Raw genomic sequence first — 21,421 nt, 5'->3', positions numbered from 1 at the left:
CGCTGATGGTACGAGAGCGCGGCCCGCGCCGGATCGGCCCGAAGCACGCCGGCAGCCGTCGGTACGGTGGGTCCGTGACCCGCCCGTACGTCCTGCTCAGCGTGGCCGTCAGCGTGGACGGTTACATCGACGACCGCAGCGCGCAGCGGTTCCCGCTGTCCAACGCCGAGGACTTCGACCACGTCGACCAGGTGCGCGCGGAGTCCGGCGCGATCCTGGTCGGCGCGGCCACGATCCGCCGCGACAACCCGCGCCTGCTGGTCAACTGCGCGCGCCGCCGGGCCGACCGGGTGGCCCGGGGCCGCCCCGAGCACCCGGTGAAGGTCACCGTGACCGGCAGCGGCGACCTCGACCCGACGTCCGAGTTCTGGCACCGCGGCGGCGACAAGGTCGTCTACACCGCGGACTCCGGCCACCGGCGCGCGGTCGCGGCCGTCGGCGAGCTGGCGGACGTGGTGTCGCTGGGTCCGTCGGTCGACTTCGGCGCGTTGCTGGACGACCTCGGCGCGCGGGGCGTGGACCGGCTGATGGTGGAGGGCGGCGGCCGGGTCCACACCGCGTTCCTGTCCGCCGGGCTGGCCGACGAGATCCGCATGGCGGTCGCGCCGATGCTGATCGGGCAGGCCGCCGCGCCCCGGTTCGTCAACCCGGCGCGGTTCCCCGGCGGTCCGGCGCGCCGGTTCCACCTGGAGGACGTGACCAAGGTCGGCGACGTGGCCGTGCTGCGCTACTTCCCGAAGCGCTGAACCAACGCGCGAACCGTGTCACGACGGCCCCACGCGACCACGGCCGCCGGCGCGAGCAGCACCGCGGGCAGCACCGCGCCGTCGGAGTCGCCCAGCACGACCAGCTCCGTGAAGACCGCACCGGCCATCACGCCGACCAGGCCCAGCGCGGCGAGCCCGCACAGCCGGGGCACGAGCAGGCCCAGCGCGCCGGCCGCCTCCAGCACGCCGGTCACGTACCGCAGCCACTGGCCCGAGCCGATCCTGTCGAACTTGCCCACGAAGTCGTCGCCGAGCAGCGACACACCGCTGTAGGCGAAGTACGCGGCCAGCAGCACCTGCAACACCCACAGGGCGATGTTGCCGACGACGTTCGGGCGGGCTGCGTCAGCCATGGCCGACTCCTTCCGGTGCGGTGGGGGCGGTGCGCCACAACCAGGCGACGTCACGGCCGAACGACCAGGTCAGCGAGGCCAGCGCGAGTCCGACGAGGACGGTCGGGTGCGGCGGCAGGTCGGAGGTGGCCACGACCAGCGCGATCCCCTGCACGGCGGCCACCACCTTGCGCGCCTGGCTCGGTGGCAGCGCACCGCGCAGCCGCGGCACGACCCACGACGCCGCGACGAACGCGTACCGCAGCGCACCCATCACCATCACCCACGGCCCGAGGGTGACCGCCACGTGCACGCTCAGCACCAGGATCAGGAACGCGTCGACCTCCATGTCGAACCGCGCGCCCAACGCCGACGCCGTGCCGGTGCGGCGGGCCACCCGCCCGTCCACGAAGTCCAACGCCAGCGCCACGGTCGCGAGCACGACGAGCAGCGTGGTGTGGTGCCCGCCGTCGGCCACGAGCGCCGTGACGCCACCGACGAGCAGGCCCCTGGCCGACGTGACGCGATCGGCGGGCCCGAACGCGGACCGGGCCCGTCGCACCGCACCGCTGAGCAACGCCTGGTTGCCCACCGCGTACGCGATGCCCGCGAGCCAGCCCAGCGTGCCCAGCCCGACCGCGCACTCCAGGACGCCGAGGACGATCACCTGCACGCCGGCCCACGCGACGGTCTCGGTGCCGGCTTGCCGCTGAGCCCAGGGTGTCGGCGAGGTGGCGCTGTGGTGGAGTGTCGTCATCGTGCCCCTCGTCGGTCGGAGGTTGTAACAGGTGACACGCTCTGCGAGGGCCCTTTGGTTCACCTCGGCGGGAAAAAGTGAGATCCGCGCCGTGCCGCTGGCCGAGCCGGGGCCCGACGACGCGCTGGTGCGCACGCTGTACTCGGGGATCAGCCGGGGCACGGAGAGCCTGGTTCTGCGCGGCGGGGTGCCGGAAAGCCAGCACGAGGTGATGCGCGCGCCGTTCCAGGACGGGCGGTTCCCGTGGCCGGTGAAGTACGGCTACCTCAACGTCGGCGTGGTGGAGCGGGGGCCGCTGCTCGGTCGCACGGTGTTCTGCCTGTATCCACACCAGACGCACTACGTGGTGCCGGCCGACGCCGTCACGCCCGTGCCGGACACCGTGCCCGCCGCCCGCGCGGTGCTGGCGGGCACGGTGGAGACGGCGGTGAACGCGCTGTGGGACGCCAAGCCGTTGGTCGGCGACCGGGTCGCGGTCGTCGGCGGTGGGATGGTGGGGTGCGCCGTGGCCGCCCTGCTGGCCCGGTTCCCGGGCGTGCGGCCGCAACTCGTCGACACCGATCCGGCGCGTGCGGCGGTGGCCGACGCGCTGGGGATCCGGTTCGCGTCACCCGAGGAGGCGGAGGGCGGCTGCGACCTGGTCGTGCACGCGAGCGCGTCCGAGGAGGGGCTGTCCCGGTCGTTGGCGTTGCTCGCGCCGGAAGGGCAGGTGCTGGAGCTGAGCTGGTACGGCGACCGGCGGGTCGCGGTGCCGCTGGGCGAGTTCTTCCACTCGCGTCGGCTGCGGCTGCGCAGCAGCCAGGTGGGCGTGGTGGCGCGGCCGGACCGCACGTACCGCGAGCGGATGGCGTTGGCGCTGGACCTGCTCGCCGACCCGGTGTTCGACGCGCTGATCACGGGCGAGAGCCGGTTCGACGACCTGCCGTCGCTGCTGGCCGGTGGCGAGCTGCCGCCGCTGTGCCACCGCGTTGACTACGGTTCCGGGCATGTTCCTGCCTGACACCACCGAAGACGTGCGGGCGCGCGGGGCGACCGCGGCGGTGCTGCCGGTCGGCAGCCACGAGCAGCACGGCCCTCACCTGCCGTTGGCCACGGACACGATCGTCGCGTGCACGATCGCGCGGGCCGTCGCCGAGGCGCACCCGGTGCAGGTGCTGCCGCCGATCACGATCTCGTGCTCGCACGAGCACTCGGCCTGGCCGGGCACGGTGAGCATCTCGGCGCGCACGCTGTACTCGGTGGTGCGGGACGTGGCGGACTCGTTGCGCCGGTCGGGCGTGCCGCACCTGGTGCTGGTCAGCGGGCACGGCGGGAACTACGTGCTGGCGAACGTGGTGCAGGAGTCGGAGGGGATGGCGTTGTTCCCCGGCAGCGGCGACTGGGCCGCGGCACGGACCGCCGCCGGGCTGGAGACGACGTCCCGCGGCGACATGCACGCCGGTGAGCTGGAGACGTCCATCCTGCTGCACGCCCACCCGGAGCTGGTGCGGCCCGGGTACGAGGCGGGCGACCACCTGGCCGACGACCGGCCGCACCTGCTCACGCTGGGCCTGGGGGCGTACACGACGTCCGGGGTGGTGGGGCGGCCTTCGGCGGCGTCAGCCGACAAGGGCCGGGACGTGCTCGCGTCCCTGGTCGGGTCGTTCGGGCCGTACCTGGCGCTGTGGTGACGGCCGGAACAGGGTGATCGCGCCGGGCAGGCTGCCGACCAGCGCCAGGACGCCGTAGACGACACCGGTCGCGAGCCCCTGCGCGGCACCGAGCCCGGCCGCCCCGAACGCCACCGCGAGGAACGCCTCCCGCGGCCCGAAGCCGCCGACGTTCAGCGGGACGGCCATGACCAGCAGGGCGAGCACCACCAGCGGGACGAGCCGGGTGAGCGGCGCCTGCACGCCGGCCGCACGGGCCGCGACCACGAACAACGCCACGTGCCCGCCCAGCACCGCGACGGAGAGCAGGGTGACCTTCGGCAGGACGTCGAGGTTGACCAGGCCGGTGCGCGCGTCGGCCCACGTCGTCCGCGCCGCCCGGCGGACCTTCGCCGACCCGCAGGCCGCGAGGAGCACCAGCGCGAGCGCCGACAGCCCCCAGCCCGGCACCTCGACCGGCACGTTCCCGCTGATCAGCACGGCCATCCCGACGGCCACCAGCACCACCTGCCCGGCCGCCCGCTCGAACACCACCGCCCGCACCCCTCGGCCGACGTCCCCGACCTGCCGCCCGTGGCTGACGGCCCGGTGCACGTCCCCGAGGACGCCGGCGGGCAGGACGGCGTTGAGCAGCAGGCCGCGGTAGTAGTCGGCCACGGCGGTGCCCAGGGTGAGCGGCAACCCGAGCCGGCGAGCGATGAGGCACCACCGCCACGCGCAGGCCACCGTGGTCACCGCCCCGACGCCCAACGCCGCCGCCACGGCCCGCCCGTCCACCGCCCGCAGCCCGTCCAGGAACGCCTCGGCCCCCAACCGCCACCCCAAGACCGCCAGGATCGCGACCGCGCCACCGAGCCGCACCCAAGGCCCCAGCCGCCTCACCGCGGCACCGCCAAGAGGTCCGTGTGGTGGACCACCACACGAGGGCCGTTCTCCAGCTTCCGCCGCAGGTAGTCCGGTGCCTCGGCGGCCAGGCCGGGCTCCTGCTCCACCGCCGCCGCGACCCACCCGCGCAGCCACTCCCCCGCCAACGCGGCCTGGTCCGCGCCCAACCGCCACGGGCTGGGGCTCGTCGTCACCTCGGCACCCCGCCGTTCGAACGCCTCCACCGCGACCGCGACGGAGTCCGGCCCCAACAGGCGACGCCCGTCGACCACCCGCCGCTGGTGCGCGTTGAACGCCGCCTCGAACTCCGCGTCCGCCGGCTCCGCCGGGTCGAACTCCACCCGGCCCGCCACCGACAGCGTGAACAGCGCCGGGCACCCCGCGTCCGCGCAGGCGCCGACCAGCCCCTCGACCTCCTCCCGCGTCAGCAGGTCCAGCAGTGCCGACGCGGTGACCAGCGACGTCCCGGCCAGGTCCGCGCCGGTCAACCCGGTGACGTCACCCTCGTGGGTCTCGATCGTCACCCCGCTCACGGTCGCCGCCGCGATGCTGAGCAGCCGGGGGTCGCGGTCGTGCAGCACCCAGTGCTGCGGACCGCCCAGCCGGCCGGCGAGCCATCGTCCCAACGATCCCGTTCCACACCCGAGATCACGCACGACGAGGGGGTCGCGGTTCAGATCGATCTCCCGGAGCCGGTCGACCAGGTCGAGCGCGCGGGCCTCCGCGTCGGCCTTCTCGCGCAGGGACAGCCATTCCGGGGCGAAGGTGCTCATGGCCGCAGACTAGCCAGCACCTCGGCCAGGCCGGCCGCCGTTTCGTCCCATGTGGACAGCTCACGGCGACGTGCCGCGGCACGCCCGCGCAGCTCACGCCGCCACCCGTCGTCGGTCAGCCACCGCCGCAACGCCCCGCCGAACGCCGCCACGTCACCCGCCGGCAGCAGCACCCCGCCGTCACCCAACGCGTCCGGCACGGCGCTCGCCACCACGGGCACGCCGCGCGCCAACGCCTCGGTCACCACCATGCCGTACGTCTCGGCCAACGACGCCAGCACGAACAGGTCCGCCGTCGTGTACGCGCGCTCCAGCGCCGGACCACCCAGCGGCCCGGTCAGCTCGATGCGCGCACCCAGGCCGTGCCGGTCGATCAGCTCCTCCACAGGCCACCGCCGCGGCCCGACGAACGCGCACGTCCACGGCAGGTCGGCCACCGTCGCCAGGGCGCGCACCAGCACGTCGTGCCCCTTGCGCGGCGTCACGGAGGCCACGCAGAGCAGCCGTGACGCGCCGTCCGTGCCGGTCGCCGGCGGCGCGGGATCGGTACCCGGCACGACGACGTGGACGCGCGCGAGCCCGTGGTGCGCGGCCAGCCGCCGTGCCGCCGACGGGCTCGTGGCCACGACGGCGGCGACGGCGCGCAGGCACTCCCGTTCCGCCGCGTCCAACCGGGACGCCACCGCGGGCTCCAGACCGGTCTCCTCGGCCAACGGCAGGTGCACCAGGACCACCAGCCGCAACCGGTGGGCGTGCGGCACGACGAGCTCCGGCACACCGCACGCCACCAGCCCGTCGAGCACGACCACCGAGCCGTCCCGGACCCCGGCCAACGCCCGCCCCAACGCCGCGCGGTCGGCGGGCGCTGGCCTCGGCCACGCGCCGGGCACGACGATCTCCCGCACCCCGCCCGACGCCCGAATCACCCGCCGGTCGTAGGCGTTGCCGCCGCTGGGCGAGGCGGGGTCATCCACGGGCCGGACGAAGTGGACCGTCACAGCGCGCGTTCGTAGCTCGCCCAGGCGACGTGCGACTCGTGCAGCGTGACCTCGATGCCGGACAGGCCCCGCGCGCCCTCGCCGAGCGACCCGGCGTCCACGGCCTCCGCCAACTCGTCCGCGATGTGCTTGGCCAGGAACTCGGTGGAGGTGTTGACGCCCGCGAACTCCGGCACCTCGTCGAGGTTGCGGTAGTTGAGCTCGGCGAGCACGGCGCGCAACCGCTCGGTCGCCAGTCCGATGTCGACGACGATGTTGTCGGCGTCGAGGACGTCCCGTTTGAACCTCGCGTCCACCACGAACGTCGCCCCGTGCAGGCGTTGCGCCGGACCGAAGACCTCGCCGCGGAAGCTGTGGGCGACCATCACGTGATCGCGAACGGTGATGCTGAACAGGGTGACCTCCGCCGATCGTGCGAGCTACGGTGCAACTCCGGCCGAGCGTAGTGAACGCCCGGCCGGTGTCTGGGGTGGACGAAGGAGCCGGATGCGCGACGAGGCGTTCAACGACGACGAAGTGGCGGAGTCCGACCTGGTCACGCGCCGCGGCACGTTCCGCGCGGTCGCGTTCCGGGCCGACGGGCACGAGCACTTGGCGTTGGTCCACGGCCCGCTCGGGTCGCGGGAGGACGTGCTCGTGCGCGTGCACTCGGAGTGCATGACGGGCGACATCTTCGGCGCGATGCGCTGCGAGTGCGGCGACCAGCTGGACGCGGCGCTGGACCGGATCGTCGCCGAGGGCAGCGGCGTCCTGATCTACCTGCGCGGCCACGAGGGGCGCGGCATCGGCCTGGTCGCCAAGGTGCGCACGCACGTGCTGCAGGACGAGCAGGGCCTGGACACGCTCGACTCGGCGACCACGCTGGGCCTGCCGGTCGACGTCCGCGACTACACCGCGGCCGCGCGCGTCCTCAAGCACCTGCGCGTGGGGTCCGTGCGGCTGATGTCGAACAACCCCGACAAGATCACGGCGTTGGAGGCGGCGGGCATCGAGGTCACGGCCCGCGTCCCGCACCTGGCCCCGCCCAACCCGCACAACATCGGCTACCTCACCGCGAAGCGCGACCGGCTCGGCCACGACCTGCCGCAGGTCGACACCTTCGCCACCGACTTCCCCACCACCGCGGACCGCTGACGCGCGCACGCGGTGATCCACGCCTACGCGCACGGCCCGGTCCGGTCGCGTGGCGGAAGACCTAGGGTCGACGGGTGCCCATCTCATTCGACACGACCGGCCTCCACCAACACGACCGGACCACCTGGGTGAACCCCGCCACCGGCGACCAGGTCAGCCTCAGCTACTTCGACCTCGTGCCGGACCTGCCCGCGTCGTTGGACGACCTGCCGAAGCTGCGGCACGACCTGACCGTGGCGACCGGCGAGGTCGGCTGCCTGATCGAGGCGCACCCCGTGCGGCTCGGCGACGTGCCCGCGTTGTTCCAGGTCGTGAAGGTTCCGCTGCCGAACCAGCCGTCCGGGCAGGTTTTCATCGGCTCGTTCACCGTGCCCAAGGCCGAGTGCAGCGCCGTGCTCAAGCTCCAGGCGGCCGAGCGGGGCATGACCGGGATGCGGGAGGCCGTGCTGGTGGCGCAGCTCGGGTTCGACGGCTGGGTGATGCCGCACCCGTACGCGCCGGAGGTGCAGGGGCGGTTGCCGTTCCACAAGGGCGACGACCCCCGGTACGACCCGCAGTTCGCCGACCACCCGTTGTCCCGCGTTCGGGCGTGGGCGCACCACGTCATCCGCACCGCGCGCGTGGACCCGCGGTTCGCCGCGCTGCCGCCGTTCCCCGGACCGCCGGCCGCCGCCGCGCCCGCGGTGGGGTCGACGTTGACGACCGTGGTGCCCGGTCTGCCGGTCGGCGGCTACCTGCCCCTGTGGATCGACGACGAGTGCACGTTCTGGCGGATGACCGAGCCGGACGCGGTGCTGGGCAAGCTGGGCCTGGGCGTGCTCGCGCGCACGCCGTTGACCGACCGGCGGTTCCGCGACCTGGTCGCGCTGGACGCGGAGTCGTCCACGATCATGCTGCTCGACCGCTACCGGTCCGAGGACGGCGGCATCGCGAGCGAGGTGGCCGGGTTGACGCGCGTGACCGGCCTCGAAGCGCACGAGGCGTTGACCGCGGACACGCTGCTGGAGGCGTTCCGCTGGGTCGGCCGGGTCAGCGCGGCGGCGGCCGAGCGGGGTGAGCACGTCACCGTGGAGCCCGGCGCGCACACCGCGGACCTGGCTGAGCCGTACGTGTTGCTGGCCGTGGAGGAGCACGAGGGCCGGCCGGTCTCGATCGCCCGGACCGCCCCGACCCCGCCCGCCGGGACCCCGATGTGGCTGGGCCAGGCGTCGCTCACGGCGCCGGCGACCCGCGAGTCGATCGGGGCGGGCGGCCTGCTGGCCATGTACGCGATGAACACGTGGGGCGAACACCCCCTCCGCCTCTGCCTGACCTTCACCCCCCGCTGACCGGGGAGCCCGACTCCACCCCGCACGTCGGGCGCTCGCGGGCGGGCGTTTGGGTGAGGTGGGGGCGGCGTGAGACGCTGAGGGGACACAGCCCGCGTCCGGGCTGGTCACTCACGGTTCACGCATCCGGCCACCGGCATCGACCGGGCCAGCGGTGGACGCTTCGCGCACGGCACGCTCCACCGCTCTCACCCCGCGCCAAGCGGGTTCTCACGGCATCGACGTCCACACCACCGTGTGGCTTGCGCGGCCGTCCCGACTCACCCCCACGGGAGCACGCCATCAGCCTCTCCACTCCGCTGCCGCCCGCCGTCGGCGCGCCCCGCGCGCTCACCGACGTGTACGGGCCCGGCGTCGCCCTCTGCGCCCGCCCGGCCGTCGCCGACCCCCGGCACCGCACCACCGTCGACGCGCTGTCGGCCCGCCCGATCGCGGTGGCCGGCGACACCCCGGTCATCTGCAGCGCGGGCGGCACCGACCCGGCGCTGCTGGCGCAGCTGCGCGACGGCGGCCTGCCGGTCGGCGACGACCTGCGCGAGTTCCGCGACGAGGCCGGGTTCGCCGCCCGCGTCACCGAGGCCATGGCCGACGGCCTGTCGATCTCGATGGAGTACCCCCACCCGACCGCGCTGTGCCCCGACGAACGGGTGGTCAAGACCGCCCACCTGGTCGGCTACCTGAACAACAAGGCCACCATCAGCACGTTCGTGGCCCCGCGCTTCCACGCCCGCCGCAGCGTCGTCACGCGCGCCGAGCTCGCCGAGGCCACACCGGCGGAGAAGTCCTGGGTGCTCAAGGCCGCCACGAACGACGCGCACGGCGGCAGCCTCGACGTCTACCTGCACGAGGCGGGCGAGCGGGTCGCGTTGCCGGCGTTCACCGACCTGCTCGGCGAGTTCGTGGTCGAGGAGTACCTGTACCTGGCGCGCAACTGGGGCGTGCAGCTCTGCGTGGGCCCGGACGCCGTCGCCCGCCTGATCGCCGTCACCGAACAGCGCGTCGACGACGCCGGCGTGTACGTCGGCGGCCGGTTCGGGCTGGTCAGCGCGCCGCCGGCAGACCTGCTCGCGGAGTGCCTCGCGATCACCCAACGCGCCGCCGACGTCGGCTACCGCGGTCTGTGCAGCCTGGACTGCGCCGAGACGCTGGACGGACAACCGGTCATGCTCGACCTGAACTTCCGGATCACCAGCGGCTCGATCCCGCTGCTGGCGCTGCGGTCGGTCCGCCCCGACGCCCTCGACGGCTGCGCCGAGTCGGTGAAGCTGACCGCCGCCGCCCCGCTGGCCGAGCTGCTCGCCCACGTCCGCCCGGCCCTGAACGCGGGCGGCGTGCTCATCACCTCCGGCCACGACACCACCCGCACCGACAACCCCGTGGCGTTGAGCACCCTGCAACTGCTCGTCCACGGCGACGACCCGGACGACGTCACGGCCCGTCGCCGCGCGCTGGAGTCGTTCGGCCGCTGAACCGGCGTCACGTCGAGGCGCGCACGACCAGTTCGGTCGGCAGGATGGAGGCGGCGGGTGGTTCGCCCTGGATCTGCTCCAGCAGCAGGCGCACCATCTCGCGGGTGATGCGCTGGAACGGTTGGCGCACGGTGGTCAGCGCGGGGCGGGTGGAGGTGGCGATGCTGGAGTCGTCGAACCCGCCCACCGCCACGTCCTCGGGCACGCGGCGGCCGGAGTCGTGCAGCACGTTCAGCGCACCGGCGGCCATCAGGTCGGACGCGACGAACACCGCGTCCAGGTCCGGCGCACGGCCCAGCAGCGACGCCATCGCCGCCTCACCACCCGCACGGCTGTAGTCGCCGTGCGCGATCAGGTCCGGTGACGCGTCGGGACCGAGCACGTCCCGGTACCCGGCGAGCCGCTCGACGCCGCCGGGCGTGTCGGGCGGACCGGTGATGGTGGCGATCCGCCGACGCCCGCGCGACCGCAGGTGCTCGACCATCAGCCGCGCGCCCGAGCGGTCGTCGGCCGCCGCGTACGCCACCTGTCCCTCGTGCCCGATCGGCTTGCCGCAGGCCACGACCGGGATGCCCGAGTCGCGCAGCTCCTCCAACAGCGGGTTGCCGGTGTGCGACGACACCAGCAGCACCCCGTCGACGTGACCCGCGGCGATGAACCGGCTCGTGCGCTTGCGCTCCACCTCGGTGCTGGCGGTCATCAGCAGCACCGGCACGTCGAGCTCCGCCAGCTCCTGCGTGCAGCCCTGGAGCAGGATGCTGAAGTTCGGATCCTCGAACAGCCGCTGCTGCGGTTCGGTGAGCACGAACGCCACCGAGTGCGCGCGTTGCGTGACGAGGCTGCGCGCGGCCGGGTTGGCGACGTACCCGGTGGTCCGCACGGCCTTCAGCACGGCCTCCAACGCGGCGGGGCTGACGTTGCGCCCGCCGTTGAGCGCGCGCGACACCGTGCCGCGCGACACCCCCGCGGCGGCCGCCACGTCGTGGATGGTCGGCCGGTTCCGCGCCGCCTTGCTGCGCTCGACGCTCATGACTCCCTCATGCTTTCACCGCTCCGGAGAGCAAGTCGATGCGCCAGTATCGCTGCAACGTGAGGAACAGCGCGATCAGAGGCAGCACCGACACCAGCGCACCGGTGACGACCAGCGTGTACAGCGCGGGCGTGGTGTTGCCCTGCTTGAGCATCGTGTACAGGCCGAGCGTGACCGGGAACTTCCCGTCGTCACCCAGCATGATGTAGGGCAGCATGAAGTTGTTCCAGATCGACACGAACTGGAACAGGAACACCGTGACCAGGCCCGGGACCATCATGGGCAGCGCCACGGAGGTCAGGATGCGCAGCTCGCTCGCCCCGTCGGTGCGGGCCGCCTCGACCACGTCCTCGGGCACGGACGCGGCGGCGTAGACGCGGGCCAGGTAGATGCCGTACGGGCTGATCACACCCGGCACCAGCACCGACAGGTAGGTGTCGGTCAGGCCGACCTTCGACAGCAGCAGGTACTGCGGGATGGCCAGCACCACGGCGGGCACGAGCACGCCCGCGAGCAACCCGTTGAAGATCAACGCCCGGCCCCGGAACGAGTACTTGGCCAGCGCGTACCCGGTCACGCCGGACAACGCGGCCGACAGCAGCGCCCCCAGGCCCGCGTACAGGGCGGAGTTCGCCATCCACCGCCAGAACACGCCGTCGCGGTAGGAGCCGAGCTCGCCGAGGTTCGCCAACAGCGACGTCCCCACCGACAACGTCGTGGTGGAGAACAGCTCGCCGGTGCTCTTCGTCGCGGCGACCACCACCCACGCCACCGGGAACAGGCAGTACGCCGCACCCACGAGCAGCACGAACGTCGGCAGCCCGCCCAGGCGCGCCCTCACCGCTCACCCCCGAACGCCCGCGACCGCGTCACCCGCAGCAGCACGAACGACAGCGCGAACATCGCCGCGGCGATCAGCACGGACGTCGCGGCGGCGGAGTAGATGTCACCGCGGCCGAACGCGTCCTGGTAGACCTTCATCAACGGCGTCCAGGTGAGCGAGAGCGAGTTGGTCAGCGGCGCCAGCGTGGTCGGCTCCACGAACACCTGGAGCGTCGCGATGATCGAGAACAGCGACGTCAGCACCAGCGCGGGCGCGAGCAGCGGGATCTTGATCCGCACGGCGACCTGCCACGGCGTGCAGCCGTCGATGCGGGCGGCCTCGTACAGGTCGCGCGGGATCGACCGCAGCGCGGTGTAGAGGACGACCATGTTGTAGCCGACCCCGCCCCACACCGCGATGTTGGCCACCGCGAAGTAGATCCCGGCCGGTGACAGCAGGTTCACCCCGGGCAGCGACAACGCGTCCAGCAGCTGGTTGAGCGGGCTGGTGCCGGGCAGGTACAGGAACCCCCACAGCAGCGACGCGATCACGACGGGGATCGCGTAGGGCAGGAAGATCGCGATCCGGCTGAACCCGCGGGCGCGCACCCGGTCCTCGTCCAGCAGCAGCGCGAACACCAGGGCCAGGCCCAGCATCGTGGGCACGAGGATCGCGCCGTAGGCCACCACCCGCACCGCGCCCGCGCCGAGCTCCGCGTCGGTCAGGGCGCGCACGTAGTTGTCCAGGCCCACGAACACCTCGGACCGGCTGCCCCGGCCCAGCCCCAGCCCCTTGACCTCGGTGCGGAACAGGCTCAGGTACACCGTGTACGCGATCGGCAGCGCGAACACCAGCACGAACAACACCACCGCGGGCGCCACGAAGGCGTACGGCGCCAGCTTCGGCGCCGTGCCACCCCGCCCGGTCATCCGGGTCGACTCCACGAACTCAGCCGCCGACCTTGAAGCCGTTGGCCTTCATGTCGTCCACGGTCGCGCCCTGCATCTTCGCCAGCGCGGGCACCAGGTCGCCGCCGCCGCTGATCGCCTCGCCGATCGCGTTGCGGTACGCGGTGTAGGTGACGTTGACGTTCGGTCCCCAGGTGAAGCCGGAGGACGTGGCGGCGATCTCCGCGGCCTTGGTGTAGAAGTCCGGCTGGTTGGGGAAGAACGCGGGCGGGTTAGTCAGGGCCTCCTGCGCCGACGTGGCCGCCGGGTAGATGGCGCTCTGCGTGACCAGGCCCTCGACCGCGGCCGGGTCGGTGTTCAGCCACACCGCGAACTCGGTGGCCGCCTTCTGGTGCTTGGACCCCGCGGTCACGGCCGTGGTGGACCCGCCCCAGCTGCCGGTGCGCGGCTCGGCCGCGTCCCACTGCGGCATCGGGGCCATGGCCCACTTGCCCAGGGTGCTCTCCGCGTTGCCCTTGAGCACGCCGGGTGCCCACACCGCGCTCAGCCAACCGACCTGCGTGCCGTCGTTGAGCGCCTTGTTCCACTCGGGGGTGTACATCGGGGACTTGTCGATCGCGCCCTCGCGGATCAGCCCGCTCCAGTACTGCGCCACCTTCTTGGTGGCGGCGTCGTCCACGGTCACCTTCCAGGTGTCGCCGTCGACCGACCACCACGAGCCGCCCGCCTGCTGCACGAGGCCCGCGAACCAGCCGGGGTCGTTGGAGGAGAACGTGCCGAGGAACTTGTCCGGGGCCTTGGCCCGCAGGTCACGGGCGGTCTGCGCGTACTCGTCCCAGGTCGTGGGAACCTTGAGGCCGTACTCGGCGAACAGGTCGGCGCGGTAGTAGAACATCATCGGCCCGGAGTCCTGGGGCACGGCGTAGACGCCGCTGCCGCCCAGCGTCACCTGGTCCCAGACGCCCGGCGCGAACTTGTCCTTCGCGACCGCCGCGCCCTCGGAGATGTCGGCCACCACGTCGTTGCTGACCAGGGTCGGCAACGACTGGAACTCGACCTGCGCGAGGTCGGGCGGGTTGCCGCCCTTGGCGGCGGTGAGGAGCTTGGTCACCAGCTCGTCGCCCTGTGCCTGCTTGCTCACCACGACCTTGACGTCCGGGTGGCTCGCGTTCCACTTGTCGACGACCTTGTCGATGTCGGGCGCCCAGGCCCAGAAGGACAGTTCGACCGGCCCGTCGGTGGTCTGCTCGGTGCCGCCGCCGCAGCCGGCGAGCAGGGCGAGGCCGAGTCCGAGTGCCGCGGCCTTCTTCGCGATGTCGAGTCGCATGAGGTCTCCGGGGGTTCCGCGTCGCTGACGCCACTGCCAGCGAGAACCGCGCTGTGAACGTGCACAGTAGTTGTCCGTACGTCTTGCCTGTCAACCACTTGACACCCCGTCTTATCTGCACCGTAATCTGCGATCAGACCGTGCACGTTCACAGCCACTGGAGTGTTCATGACGTTTGTGGTGCCCCGCCAGGTCGACGAGCGGGCCGCGGCGGACCCGCTGGTGCCCCGGATGCCGGTGGGCGTGGACGGGCTCGTCTACGGCGGGGACTACAACCCCGAGCAGTGGCCGGAGGAGGTGTGGGTCGAGGACGTGGAACTGATGCGCCAGGCCGGGGTGAACCTGGTCAGCGTCGCCATCCACGCCTGGGCGCTGCTGGAGCCGCGGCCGGGCGAGTTCGACTTCGGCTGGCTGGACCGGCTGCTCGACCTGCTGCACGGCGCGGGCATCGCGGTCAACCTGGCCACGCCGACCGTCGTGCCACCCGCGTGGCTCTACCGCGCGCACCCCGAGATCCGGCCGGTCACCCGGGACGGCACGGTGCTGGAACGCGGGTCGCGCGCCACGTTCTGCCCCAGCTCGCCCGCGTACCGGCAGGCCGCCGCGACCATCACCCACCAGCTCGGCGCGCGGTACGGCGACCACGCGGCCGTGGCGATGTGGCACGTGCACAACGAGTACGGCGCGCCGGTCGGCGCGTGCTACTGCCCCGAGTCGGCCACCGCGTTCCGGCGCTGGCTGCGCGCCCGGCACGGCTCGCTCGACGCGCTCAACGAGGCGTGGGGCACCAGCTTCTGGGGCCAGCGCTACGGCGAGTGGGCCGAGATCGAGCCGCCGCGCGTGTCCGGCACGACCGGCAACCCCGCGCACGAGCTGGACTTCGCCCGGTTCTGCTCCGACGAGCTGCTGGCCTGCTACACCGCCGAGCGCGACATCCTGCGCGCCCACTCGTCCGCGCCGATCACCACGAACTTCATGACCACCAACTGCAAGTCGATCGACTACTGGCGCTGGGGCCGCGAGGTCGACGTGGTGGCCAACGACCACTACCTGACCGCCGAGGCCAGGCGCAACCACATCGACCTGGCCCTGTCGGCGGACCTGACCCGCGCGGTGGCGGGCGGGCGGCCGTGGATGCTGATGGAGCACTCCACCGGCGCGGTGAACTGGCAGCCGCGCAACCTCGCCAAGGGCCCCGGCGAGATGCGCCGCAACAGCCTGACCCACGTGGCGCGCGGCGCGGACGCGGTGATGTTCTTCCAGTGGCGCGCTTCCCGATTCGGCGCGGAGAAGTTCCACTCCGCGATGCTGCCCCACTCCGGCACGCGCAGCCGGGTGTGGCGGGAGGTCGTGCGACTGGGCGGCGACCTCGGCGCGTTGCACGAGGTGCGCGGCAGCCTGGTGCACGCCGACGTGGCGGTGCTGTGGGACTGGGAGTCGTGGTGGGCGCTGGAGCTGGACTGGCGGCCGTCGGTGGACCTGTCCTACCGGGAACGCGTCGGCGCGTTCTACGAGCAGCTCTGGGACGCCCGGCTCACCGTCGACTTCGTCGCACCGGAGGCCGACCTGAGCGCGTACCCGCTCGTCGTCGTGCCCTCGCTGTACCTGACGTCGACGGCGGCGGCCGGGGTGCTGCGCGACTACGTCGCCGGTGGCGGCACGCTCGTCGTCTCGTACTTCTCCGGCATCGTCGACGCCAACGACACCGTGCACCCGGGCGGGCACCCCGGCGCGCTGCGCGAGGTGCTCGGGCTGGAGGTCGAGGAGTTCCTGCCGTTGCGCGCCGGCGAGCGGGTGGCGCTGGACGGCGACGGCGAGCTGAGCGGCGACGTGTGGGCCGAGCACATCACGCCGGAGGGCGCGGAGGTCGTGCGCTCCTACCTGGACGGCCCGGCGGCGGGCGGCCCGGCGGTGACCAGGCACCGGCTCGGCGCGGGCCGCGCCTGGTACGTCTCGACCCGGCTGCGCGGCGCGGCGCTCGACCGGGTGCTGCGCGAGGCGTTCGCCGACGCGGGCGTGCGGGCGCGCGACGACCTGCCGCGTGACGTGGAGGTGGTGCGCCGGCGCAGCGCGCACGCCGACTACCTGTTCGTGGTCAACCACACCGACGCGGAGGTGCGCCTGGCCGCGTCCGGCACCGAGCTGCTCAGCGGCACGCGGTGCGAGTCGGAGCTGCGCGTGCCGGCGGGCGAGGCGGCCGTGCTCCGGTCCTGACCGGTCACCCGTCGACGTCACCCGGGCCGCGCACCCGGCCCGGGTCGGCGTCCAGCCACCGCTGCCACCTGACCCGCGTCACCCCGGCCTCCGGGTGCGCGGCGACGTCCAGCAGGAACCGCGCCCGCAGCCGGACTACCGGGTCGTCGTCGTCCAGCAAGGCGTGCATCCGCTGGTGGAACCGGTCGTCCGCGATGTGCCGGACCAGGCCCGCGTACCTCCAGTCCTTGCAGCGGTACGGGCGGCGGACCACGTCGGCGAGCAGGTCGGTCAGCTGCGGTCGGATCGCCTCCGGGACGCCGCGCTCGCCCAACGCGCGCAACACCGACTCCTTGCGGCCCCACGGGGACCACAGGTTGTTGTCCGGCGCGCGCCAGTCGTCCGGGTACCGCCCCTCCCACACCAGGTAGAGCAGCACGAACGGCGCGTGCCGCTCCCGCAGCTCGGGGTCGTCGTCGTGCAGCGAGCCGACCAGCTCGAAGATCGTCTGGCCGAGGTGGTAGCGGAACGCGGCCTGGGCCTGGTCCAGCTCGGCGGCCAGGTGCGGCTCGCGCGGCGCGGGTGACCCGGCCCGCCGCCACACGTCGTTCGACCAGTGCAGCGCCTGCCGCGCCCGTTCGACCAGCGCGCGGTGGCGTTCGAGGGCCTGGGCGCGCACGTCGTCGTCGCGCGAGGCCAGGCCCCACACCCACGAGGGGTCTCCCACGAACTCCGTCGCCACGGGCATGATCCTCGCACTACCCCTTCGTACGCGGTACTGCGCATTCCGTAGTACCATCCAACGCACACCACCGGGGAGGGCGCATGGACACCAGTCAGCTGCTCAAGGGGGTGCTGGACCTGGCCGTCCTTGCGGTGCTGCGCAAGGAGGACGGGTACGGCTACGACGTGCTGCGCAGGCTCCGCCAGGGCGGCCTGGACGACGTCGGCGACGCGTCGGTCTACGGCACCCTGCGCCGGCTCTACAACGCCGGCCTGCTCACGTCGTACGTCGTGCCCAGCGAAGAGGGACCGCACCGCAAGTACTACAGCCTCAACGAGCCGGGCCGAGAACGGCTGCTCGAGTCGGGCAAGACCTGGAAGTCGTTCGCGCGGACGCTGGACGACCTGTTGGGGGAGGGTGCATGAACACGCAGACGAACACCGAGGTCCAGCACTACCTGGACGGCATGCGCGACGCGCTGTCCGACCTGCCCGCCGCCGAGGTCGCCGAGATCATGGACGACGCCGGCGCGCACGTGGTCGAGGTCGCCGAGGAGATGGGCGACGAGTTCTCCCTGGCCGCGCTGATCGACCGGCTGGGCACGCCGCGCGCGTACGCCGAGGAGCTGCGCGTGGCGGCGGGCTACCCGTCCCCCTCCTCCCCCGCGGCCGCGACCGGCGGTGGGACGTCGTTCGTGGCGCGGCTGGCGTTCTGGAGCCTCGTGGCCGGCACGGTGGTGGCGTTCGGCTTCGGCTTCACCCGCGGCGACACCCTCGAAGCGACCGTGCTCGTGGGCCTGTGCACGGCGGCCGCGGCCCTGCTGGTGTTCCGCCAGGAAGGGCTGATGGCGGACATCGCGGCGCTGCCGGAGACCAAGGCGGTCAAGGACGCGCTGGCCCGTGCCGACCGGTCCGACGTGCAGAGGGCGTTCGCGTCCCTGCGCACCTTCCAGCCGGTGTGGTGGGTGGGCCGCGCGCTGCTCATCGCCGCGGGCGGCATCCTGGTGTACCGGCCGGCGTTCGGGTTCCTGGTGGCCCTGGCGCTGGCCGCGCTGTCGCTGGTGGCCGGCCCGAAGGCCAGGACGGACCGCCGTTGGCTGTGGGTGAGCCTGCCGTCCACCGGCTTCGCCCTGGGCGTGCTGCTGCTCATCCTCGGCACCCTGATGACGCGCTGGGACAGCTACCCGATCAGCAACTCGACCTCCTACAACGCCCCGCCACCGACCCCCGCCAACATCTACGTCTTCGACAAGGACGGCAAGCCGCTCACCGACGTCCACCTCTACGACGAAGACGGCCGCCCGCTCAACGCACCCTGGTACGGCTGCGACGGCGACAACCGCCACGACAACCGCTACCCACGCCCCCGCGTCGTCCACGACGAAACGGGCTGCCACGAAACCCCGGGCGTCCCCTTCACCGTCGTGATGCCGACCGTCCCGACCACCACCACCCCACCGACCACCACGTCCCAACCGACCGCCACCGAATCCCCCGCGCCGAGCACCACCCCGTCCGCCCCCGTGACGACCACGGGCTGACCGGACGGCCGCCCCGTCACGCCAGAGGCGGCGGGGCGGTCGAGGTGCGGATGACCAGGGTGGTGGCCAGTTCGACGCGGTCGGTCGGGGGGAGGTGGCCGGCGATCAGGTCGGTCAGCATCCGGCCCGCCTGCTCGCCCATGGCGGCCAGTGGTTGGCGGATCGTGGTGAGCGCCGGGGTGGCGCGGCGGGCGGCGGGCAGGTCGTCGAAGCCCACGACGCTGAGGTCGCGCGGTGTGGACAGGCCCGCCGCGCGGGCCGCTTCCAGGACGCCCAGGGCCTGGTCGTCGTTGGCCGCGAAGATCGCCGTCGGGCGGTGGGACAGGCGCAGCAGTTCCGCGGCCTCCCGGCGGCCGCCCTCGCGGGTGAAGTCGGCGTGCCGGACCAGCGCGGTGTCGAACGGCAGGCCCGCGCGGCGCAGGGCGAAGCGGTAGCCGTCCACGCGAGCACGGCTGCACAGCACGTCGGGTGGGCCGCCGACGACGGCGATCCGCCGGTGCCCCAGCGACAGCAGGTGCTTCACCGCCGTCACGCCGCCCGCGCGGTTGGTCGCGCCGACGCTGAGCAGGTCCGGCGCGGCCGCGTCGACCGGGTCGATGTGCACCAGCGGCACGCCGGCGCGCGCGAACACCCGCTCCTCGGCGACGCTGATCGGGCACGTCACCAGCAGCACGCCGGCGCGCCGGGCCCGCACCACGTCGACCGCCCACGACGTGCCGCGACCGGCCGCCGAGGACAGCACCACGTCCAGCCCCGAGTCGACCACCCCGCGCATGACCTCCATGGCCCAGGCGCTGTTCAGGGCGGGGAAGACCATCTCGACCAGCGGTGCGGGAGGGCGCGGCCGGTCGGTCCGCGGCCTGCTCACGCGGCACGTGCGTGCCAGGATCTCCAACCCGCTCACGGTTTCCGACACTATCGGAAATTCGGCGAAACACAACGAGGGCGCTGAACTGCAACGATTCACCAGTTCAGCACGATCTACACCGCGAGAAGCCACGCGAACGCAGCGAGCTTTCGAAAGATTTTCGAAAGCAGGCGACCAGCCGGCACAATCCCGCTGTCCGAACCGACCCACAGGAGGCCCGCGGTGAAGTACCTGATGTTGATCTACGGCAACGAGCGGGTGTGGAACAGCGTGGACGCGGAGCAGTTCGGGAAGCTCGTCGCCGAGGTGGACGCGTTCAACGCCGAGCTGCGCGAGTCCGGCGAGCTGGTCGAGTCCCGCGGCCTGGTGTCCCGCCCGCGGGCGGTGCGCGTGGTCGACGACGCGCCGGTCGTCACCGACGGGCCGTACCTGGAGGCCAAGGAGTACGTCGGCTCCTACTTCGTCGTCGACGTCGACAGCGAGGAACGGGCCGAGGAGATCGCGCGGTCGTACCCGGCCCTGCGCTACAGCCGGGGCCTGGGCGGCGGTCTCGAGGTGTGGCCGCTGATGGAGCAGGGCGGCGGCGACCTTTGACCACCGCCGAGCCGGTCGAGCACGTCCTGCGCGCGTTGACGCCGCGGGTGCTCGGCATCCTCGTCCGCCGGCACGGCGACTTCGCGCGGTGCGAGGACGCCGTGCAGGAAGCGCTGATCGACGCCGCCGCCGCGTGGTCACGCGACGGCGTCCCCGAACACCCCCTCGGCTGGCTCACCAAGGTCGCCGCACGCCGTTACGTCGACCTGGTGCGGTCCGACGCGGCACGGGAACGCCGGGAGCAGGCGCTGTTCGACGCCGTGCCGCGCGACGAGCTGCTCGCGCCGCCGCCGGACGCGGAGCCCGCCCGGGACGACCTGCTCGAGCTGCTGTTCCTGTGCTGCCACCCGGCGTTGACCCCACCGGCGCAGATGGCGTTGACGCTGCGGGCCGTCGCCGGGCTGACCACCACCGAGATCGCCGCCGCGTTCCTGGTGCCGGACAAGACCATGGGCCAGCGGATCTCGCGCGCCAAGCAGCGGCTGCTCCAGGCGGGCGCGCGCTTCGAGCTGCCGTCCCTGCCCGCCGAGCGGGACAAGGCGCTCACGGTCGTGCTGCACGTGCTGTACCTGCTGTTCAACGAGGGCTACAGCGCCAGCGCCGGCCCGCTGCTGCGCCGCCCGGACCTGACCGGGCAGGCGATCCGGTTGGCCCGTGAGCTGCACCAACGGCTGCCCGACTCGGGCGAGACGGCCGGCCTGCTCGCGTTGATGCTGCTGACCGAGGCACGCGGGGCGGCCCGCACCGGGGCCGACGGCATCCTGGTCCCGCTGGCCGAGCAGGACCGGTCGCTGTGGGACCGCACGCTGATCGTCGAGGGCACCGAGCTGGTGACGCGCAGCCTGGCGACCCACCCCGTCGGCCCCTACCAGGTGCAGGCGGCGATCGCGGCCGTGCACAGCGAGGCGGCCACGGCTCAGGACACCGACTGGCCGCAAGTCCTTGCGCTCTACGACGTGCTGGAACGGCTCGCGCCCAGCCCGGTCACCGCGTTGAACCGGGCCGTCGCGCTGGGCGAGGTGCGCGGTCCCCGTGCCGCCCTGGACGTCGTGGCCGAGCTGGAGCGGGGTGAGCTGGCCGGGCACCACCGGCTGCACGCCGTGCGCGCCCACCTGCTCGAACAGGCCGGTGACGCCGAGGCGGCCGGTGAGGCGTTCCGCCGGGCCGCGCGGCTGGCGGGCAACCTCGCCGAACAGCGGTTCCTCCTCCTGCGGGCCGCCCGCTGCACCTCGGCCAAAACTTCTTCCGCGACGACGTAGAAATCCCGTCGACGGCTCCGATCCCCTGCCGAGCGACCCCGTCGGGCGTCGCCGGGAGGAAGG

General features: G+C 73.2%; 23 protein-coding genes. 11 read left to right on the top strand and 12 right to left on the bottom strand.

Going from position 1 to position 21,421, the window contains the following annotated elements:
- Positions 1-74: 74 nt before the first annotated feature.
- Positions 75-746 (top strand): dihydrofolate reductase family protein, encoded by a 672-nt coding sequence (locus LZG04_RS00755; protein ID WP_233812292.1) that lies wholly within the window; start codon positions 75-77, stop codon positions 744-746.
- Here the strand turns inward: LZG04_RS00755 and LZG04_RS00750 are convergent.
- Both LZG04_RS00750 and LZG04_RS00745 read right to left on the bottom strand, forming a co-directional pair.
- On the bottom strand, positions 728-1,120 hold the full coding sequence (locus tag LZG04_RS00750) for a DoxX family protein (protein WP_233812291.1): 393 nt from the start codon (positions 1,118-1,120) through the stop codon (positions 728-730). The two genes, LZG04_RS00755 and LZG04_RS00750, sit on opposite strands and share 19 nt — an antisense overlap.
- Complete coding sequence (locus LZG04_RS00745; RefSeq protein WP_233812290.1) at positions 1,113-1,856, bottom strand: CDP-alcohol phosphatidyltransferase family protein; 744 nt, start codon at positions 1,854-1,856, stop codon at positions 1,113-1,115. The genes LZG04_RS00750 and LZG04_RS00745 overlap by 8 nt, the downstream gene beginning before the upstream one ends.
- A 31-nt stretch (positions 1,857-1,887) precedes the next feature.
- Between LZG04_RS00745 and LZG04_RS00740 the strand changes: the two genes are divergently transcribed.
- Both LZG04_RS00740 and LZG04_RS00735 read left to right on the top strand, forming a co-directional pair.
- Positions 1,888-2,856, top strand: a complete 969-nt coding sequence (locus LZG04_RS00740) for a zinc-binding alcohol dehydrogenase (RefSeq protein ID WP_233812289.1) — start codon at positions 1,888-1,890, stop codon at positions 2,854-2,856.
- Positions 2,843-3,526, top strand: a complete 684-nt coding sequence (locus LZG04_RS00735; RefSeq protein ID WP_233812288.1) for a creatininase family protein — start codon at positions 2,843-2,845, stop codon at positions 3,524-3,526. The genes LZG04_RS00740 and LZG04_RS00735 overlap by 14 nt, the downstream gene beginning before the upstream one ends.
- On the opposite strand, the gene LZG04_RS00730 is transcribed toward LZG04_RS00735, so the two are convergent.
- Genes LZG04_RS00730 through LZG04_RS00715 form a run of 4 tightly spaced genes read right to left on the bottom strand, consistent with a single transcriptional unit; the run spans position 3,455 to position 6,556 of the window.
- Complete coding sequence (locus LZG04_RS00730) at positions 3,455-4,387, bottom strand: lysylphosphatidylglycerol synthase transmembrane domain-containing protein (protein ID WP_233812287.1); 933 nt, start codon at positions 4,385-4,387, stop codon at positions 3,455-3,457. The two genes, LZG04_RS00735 and LZG04_RS00730, sit on opposite strands and share 72 nt — an antisense overlap.
- Entirely contained in the window at positions 4,384-5,163 is a 780-nt protein-coding gene (locus LZG04_RS00725) for a class I SAM-dependent methyltransferase (protein WP_233812286.1), read from the bottom strand. The genes LZG04_RS00730 and LZG04_RS00725 overlap by 4 nt, the downstream gene beginning before the upstream one ends.
- Complete coding sequence (locus tag LZG04_RS00720) at positions 5,160-6,161, bottom strand: glycosyltransferase family 4 protein (protein WP_233812285.1); 1,002 nt, start codon at positions 6,159-6,161, stop codon at positions 5,160-5,162. The genes LZG04_RS00725 and LZG04_RS00720 overlap by 4 nt, the downstream gene beginning before the upstream one ends.
- The gene (locus LZG04_RS00715; RefSeq protein WP_233812581.1) at positions 6,158-6,556 is read right to left on the bottom strand and encodes a 6-carboxytetrahydropterin synthase; all 399 of its coding nucleotides are present in this window, start codon (positions 6,554-6,556) and stop codon (positions 6,158-6,160) included. The genes LZG04_RS00720 and LZG04_RS00715 overlap by 4 nt, the downstream gene beginning before the upstream one ends.
- Positions 6,557-6,647: 91 nt before the next feature.
- Here LZG04_RS00715 and LZG04_RS00710 point away from each other — a divergent pair, with 91 nt between their 5' ends.
- From LZG04_RS00710 to LZG04_RS00700, 3 genes are all read left to right on the top strand, one after another.
- Positions 6,648-7,295, top strand: a complete 648-nt coding sequence (locus tag LZG04_RS00710) for a GTP cyclohydrolase II (RefSeq protein WP_233812284.1) — start codon at positions 6,648-6,650, stop codon at positions 7,293-7,295.
- 74 nt (positions 7,296-7,369) lie between these two features.
- Positions 7,370-8,623 carry a hypothetical protein gene (locus LZG04_RS00705; protein ID WP_233812283.1) on the top strand — a complete coding sequence of 418 codons (1,254 nt, stop codon included), beginning with the start codon at positions 7,370-7,372 and terminating at the stop codon, positions 8,621-8,623.
- A gap of 242 nt (positions 8,624-8,865) precedes the next feature.
- Positions 8,866-10,092, top strand: coding sequence for a hypothetical protein (locus LZG04_RS00700; protein WP_233812282.1), 1,227 nt, complete (start codon positions 8,866-8,868; stop codon positions 10,090-10,092).
- Between the two features lie 7 nt (positions 10,093-10,099).
- Here LZG04_RS00700 and LZG04_RS00695 read toward each other — a convergent pair whose 3' ends face one another.
- The 4 genes from LZG04_RS00695 to LZG04_RS00680 are packed head-to-tail and all read right to left on the bottom strand — an operon-like array spanning position 10,100 to position 14,180.
- Positions 10,100-11,122 carry a LacI family DNA-binding transcriptional regulator gene (locus LZG04_RS00695; protein ID WP_233812281.1) on the bottom strand — a complete coding sequence of 341 codons (1,023 nt, stop codon included), beginning with the start codon at positions 11,120-11,122 and terminating at the stop codon, positions 10,100-10,102.
- Positions 11,123-11,129: 7 nt separating this feature from the next.
- Positions 11,130-11,963 (bottom strand): carbohydrate ABC transporter permease, encoded by an 834-nt coding sequence (locus tag LZG04_RS00690; RefSeq protein ID WP_233812280.1) that lies wholly within the window; start codon positions 11,961-11,963, stop codon positions 11,130-11,132.
- Positions 11,960-12,874, bottom strand: coding sequence for a carbohydrate ABC transporter permease (locus tag LZG04_RS00685; RefSeq protein ID WP_233812279.1), 915 nt, complete (start codon positions 12,872-12,874; stop codon positions 11,960-11,962). The genes LZG04_RS00690 and LZG04_RS00685 overlap by 4 nt, the downstream gene beginning before the upstream one ends.
- A gap of 19 nt (positions 12,875-12,893) precedes the next feature.
- Positions 12,894-14,180 carry an ABC transporter substrate-binding protein gene (locus LZG04_RS00680; protein WP_233812278.1) on the bottom strand — a complete coding sequence of 429 codons (1,287 nt, stop codon included), beginning with the start codon at positions 14,178-14,180 and terminating at the stop codon, positions 12,894-12,896.
- A gap of 168 nt (positions 14,181-14,348) precedes the next feature.
- On the opposite strand from LZG04_RS00680, the gene LZG04_RS00675 reads away from it, so the two are divergent.
- Positions 14,349-16,394: a beta-galactosidase gene (locus LZG04_RS00675; protein WP_233812277.1), complete on the top strand. Its 2,046-nt coding sequence runs from the start codon at positions 14,349-14,351 to the stop codon at positions 16,392-16,394.
- Positions 16,395-16,398: 4 nt separating this feature from the next.
- Here the strand turns inward: LZG04_RS00675 and LZG04_RS00670 are convergent, their stop codons facing one another.
- Positions 16,399-17,115: a hypothetical protein gene (locus tag LZG04_RS00670; protein ID WP_233812276.1), complete on the bottom strand. Its 717-nt coding sequence runs from the start codon at positions 17,113-17,115 to the stop codon at positions 16,399-16,401.
- Positions 17,116-17,198: 83 nt separating this feature from the next.
- On the opposite strand from LZG04_RS00670, the gene LZG04_RS00665 reads away from it, so the two are divergent.
- Both LZG04_RS00665 and LZG04_RS00660 read left to right on the top strand, forming a co-directional pair.
- Positions 17,199-17,522: a PadR family transcriptional regulator gene (locus tag LZG04_RS00665; RefSeq protein ID WP_233812275.1), complete on the top strand. Its 324-nt coding sequence runs from the start codon at positions 17,199-17,201 to the stop codon at positions 17,520-17,522.
- Complete coding sequence (locus LZG04_RS00660) at positions 17,519-18,637, top strand: hypothetical protein (RefSeq protein WP_233812274.1); 1,119 nt, start codon at positions 17,519-17,521, stop codon at positions 18,635-18,637. Before LZG04_RS00665 ends, LZG04_RS00660 begins: the two co-directional genes overlap by 4 nt.
- Before the next feature lie 16 nt (positions 18,638-18,653).
- On the opposite strand, the gene LZG04_RS00655 is transcribed toward LZG04_RS00660, so the two are convergent.
- Positions 18,654-19,541 carry a substrate-binding domain-containing protein gene (locus LZG04_RS00655; protein ID WP_233812273.1) on the bottom strand — a complete coding sequence of 296 codons (888 nt, stop codon included), beginning with the start codon at positions 19,539-19,541 and terminating at the stop codon, positions 18,654-18,656.
- Between the two features lie 186 nt (positions 19,542-19,727).
- Between LZG04_RS00655 and LZG04_RS00650 the strand changes: the two genes are divergently transcribed.
- Both LZG04_RS00650 and LZG04_RS00645 read left to right on the top strand, forming a co-directional pair.
- Positions 19,728-20,099 carry a YciI family protein gene (locus LZG04_RS00650; protein ID WP_233812272.1) on the top strand — a complete coding sequence of 124 codons (372 nt, stop codon included), beginning with the start codon at positions 19,728-19,730 and terminating at the stop codon, positions 20,097-20,099.
- On the top strand, positions 20,096-21,358 hold the full coding sequence (locus LZG04_RS00645; RefSeq protein WP_233812271.1) for an RNA polymerase sigma factor: 1,263 nt from the start codon (positions 20,096-20,098) through the stop codon (positions 21,356-21,358). Before LZG04_RS00650 ends, LZG04_RS00645 begins: the two co-directional genes overlap by 4 nt.
- The last annotated feature ends 63 nt before the right edge of the window (positions 21,359-21,421 follow it).

Origin of the sequence: Saccharothrix sp. S26 (genome assembly GCF_021390395.1) — a bacterium.
GTDB lineage: Bacteria > Actinomycetota > Actinomycetes > Mycobacteriales > Pseudonocardiaceae > Actinosynnema.
This window is presented reverse-complemented; position numbering and strand designations above follow the sequence as displayed.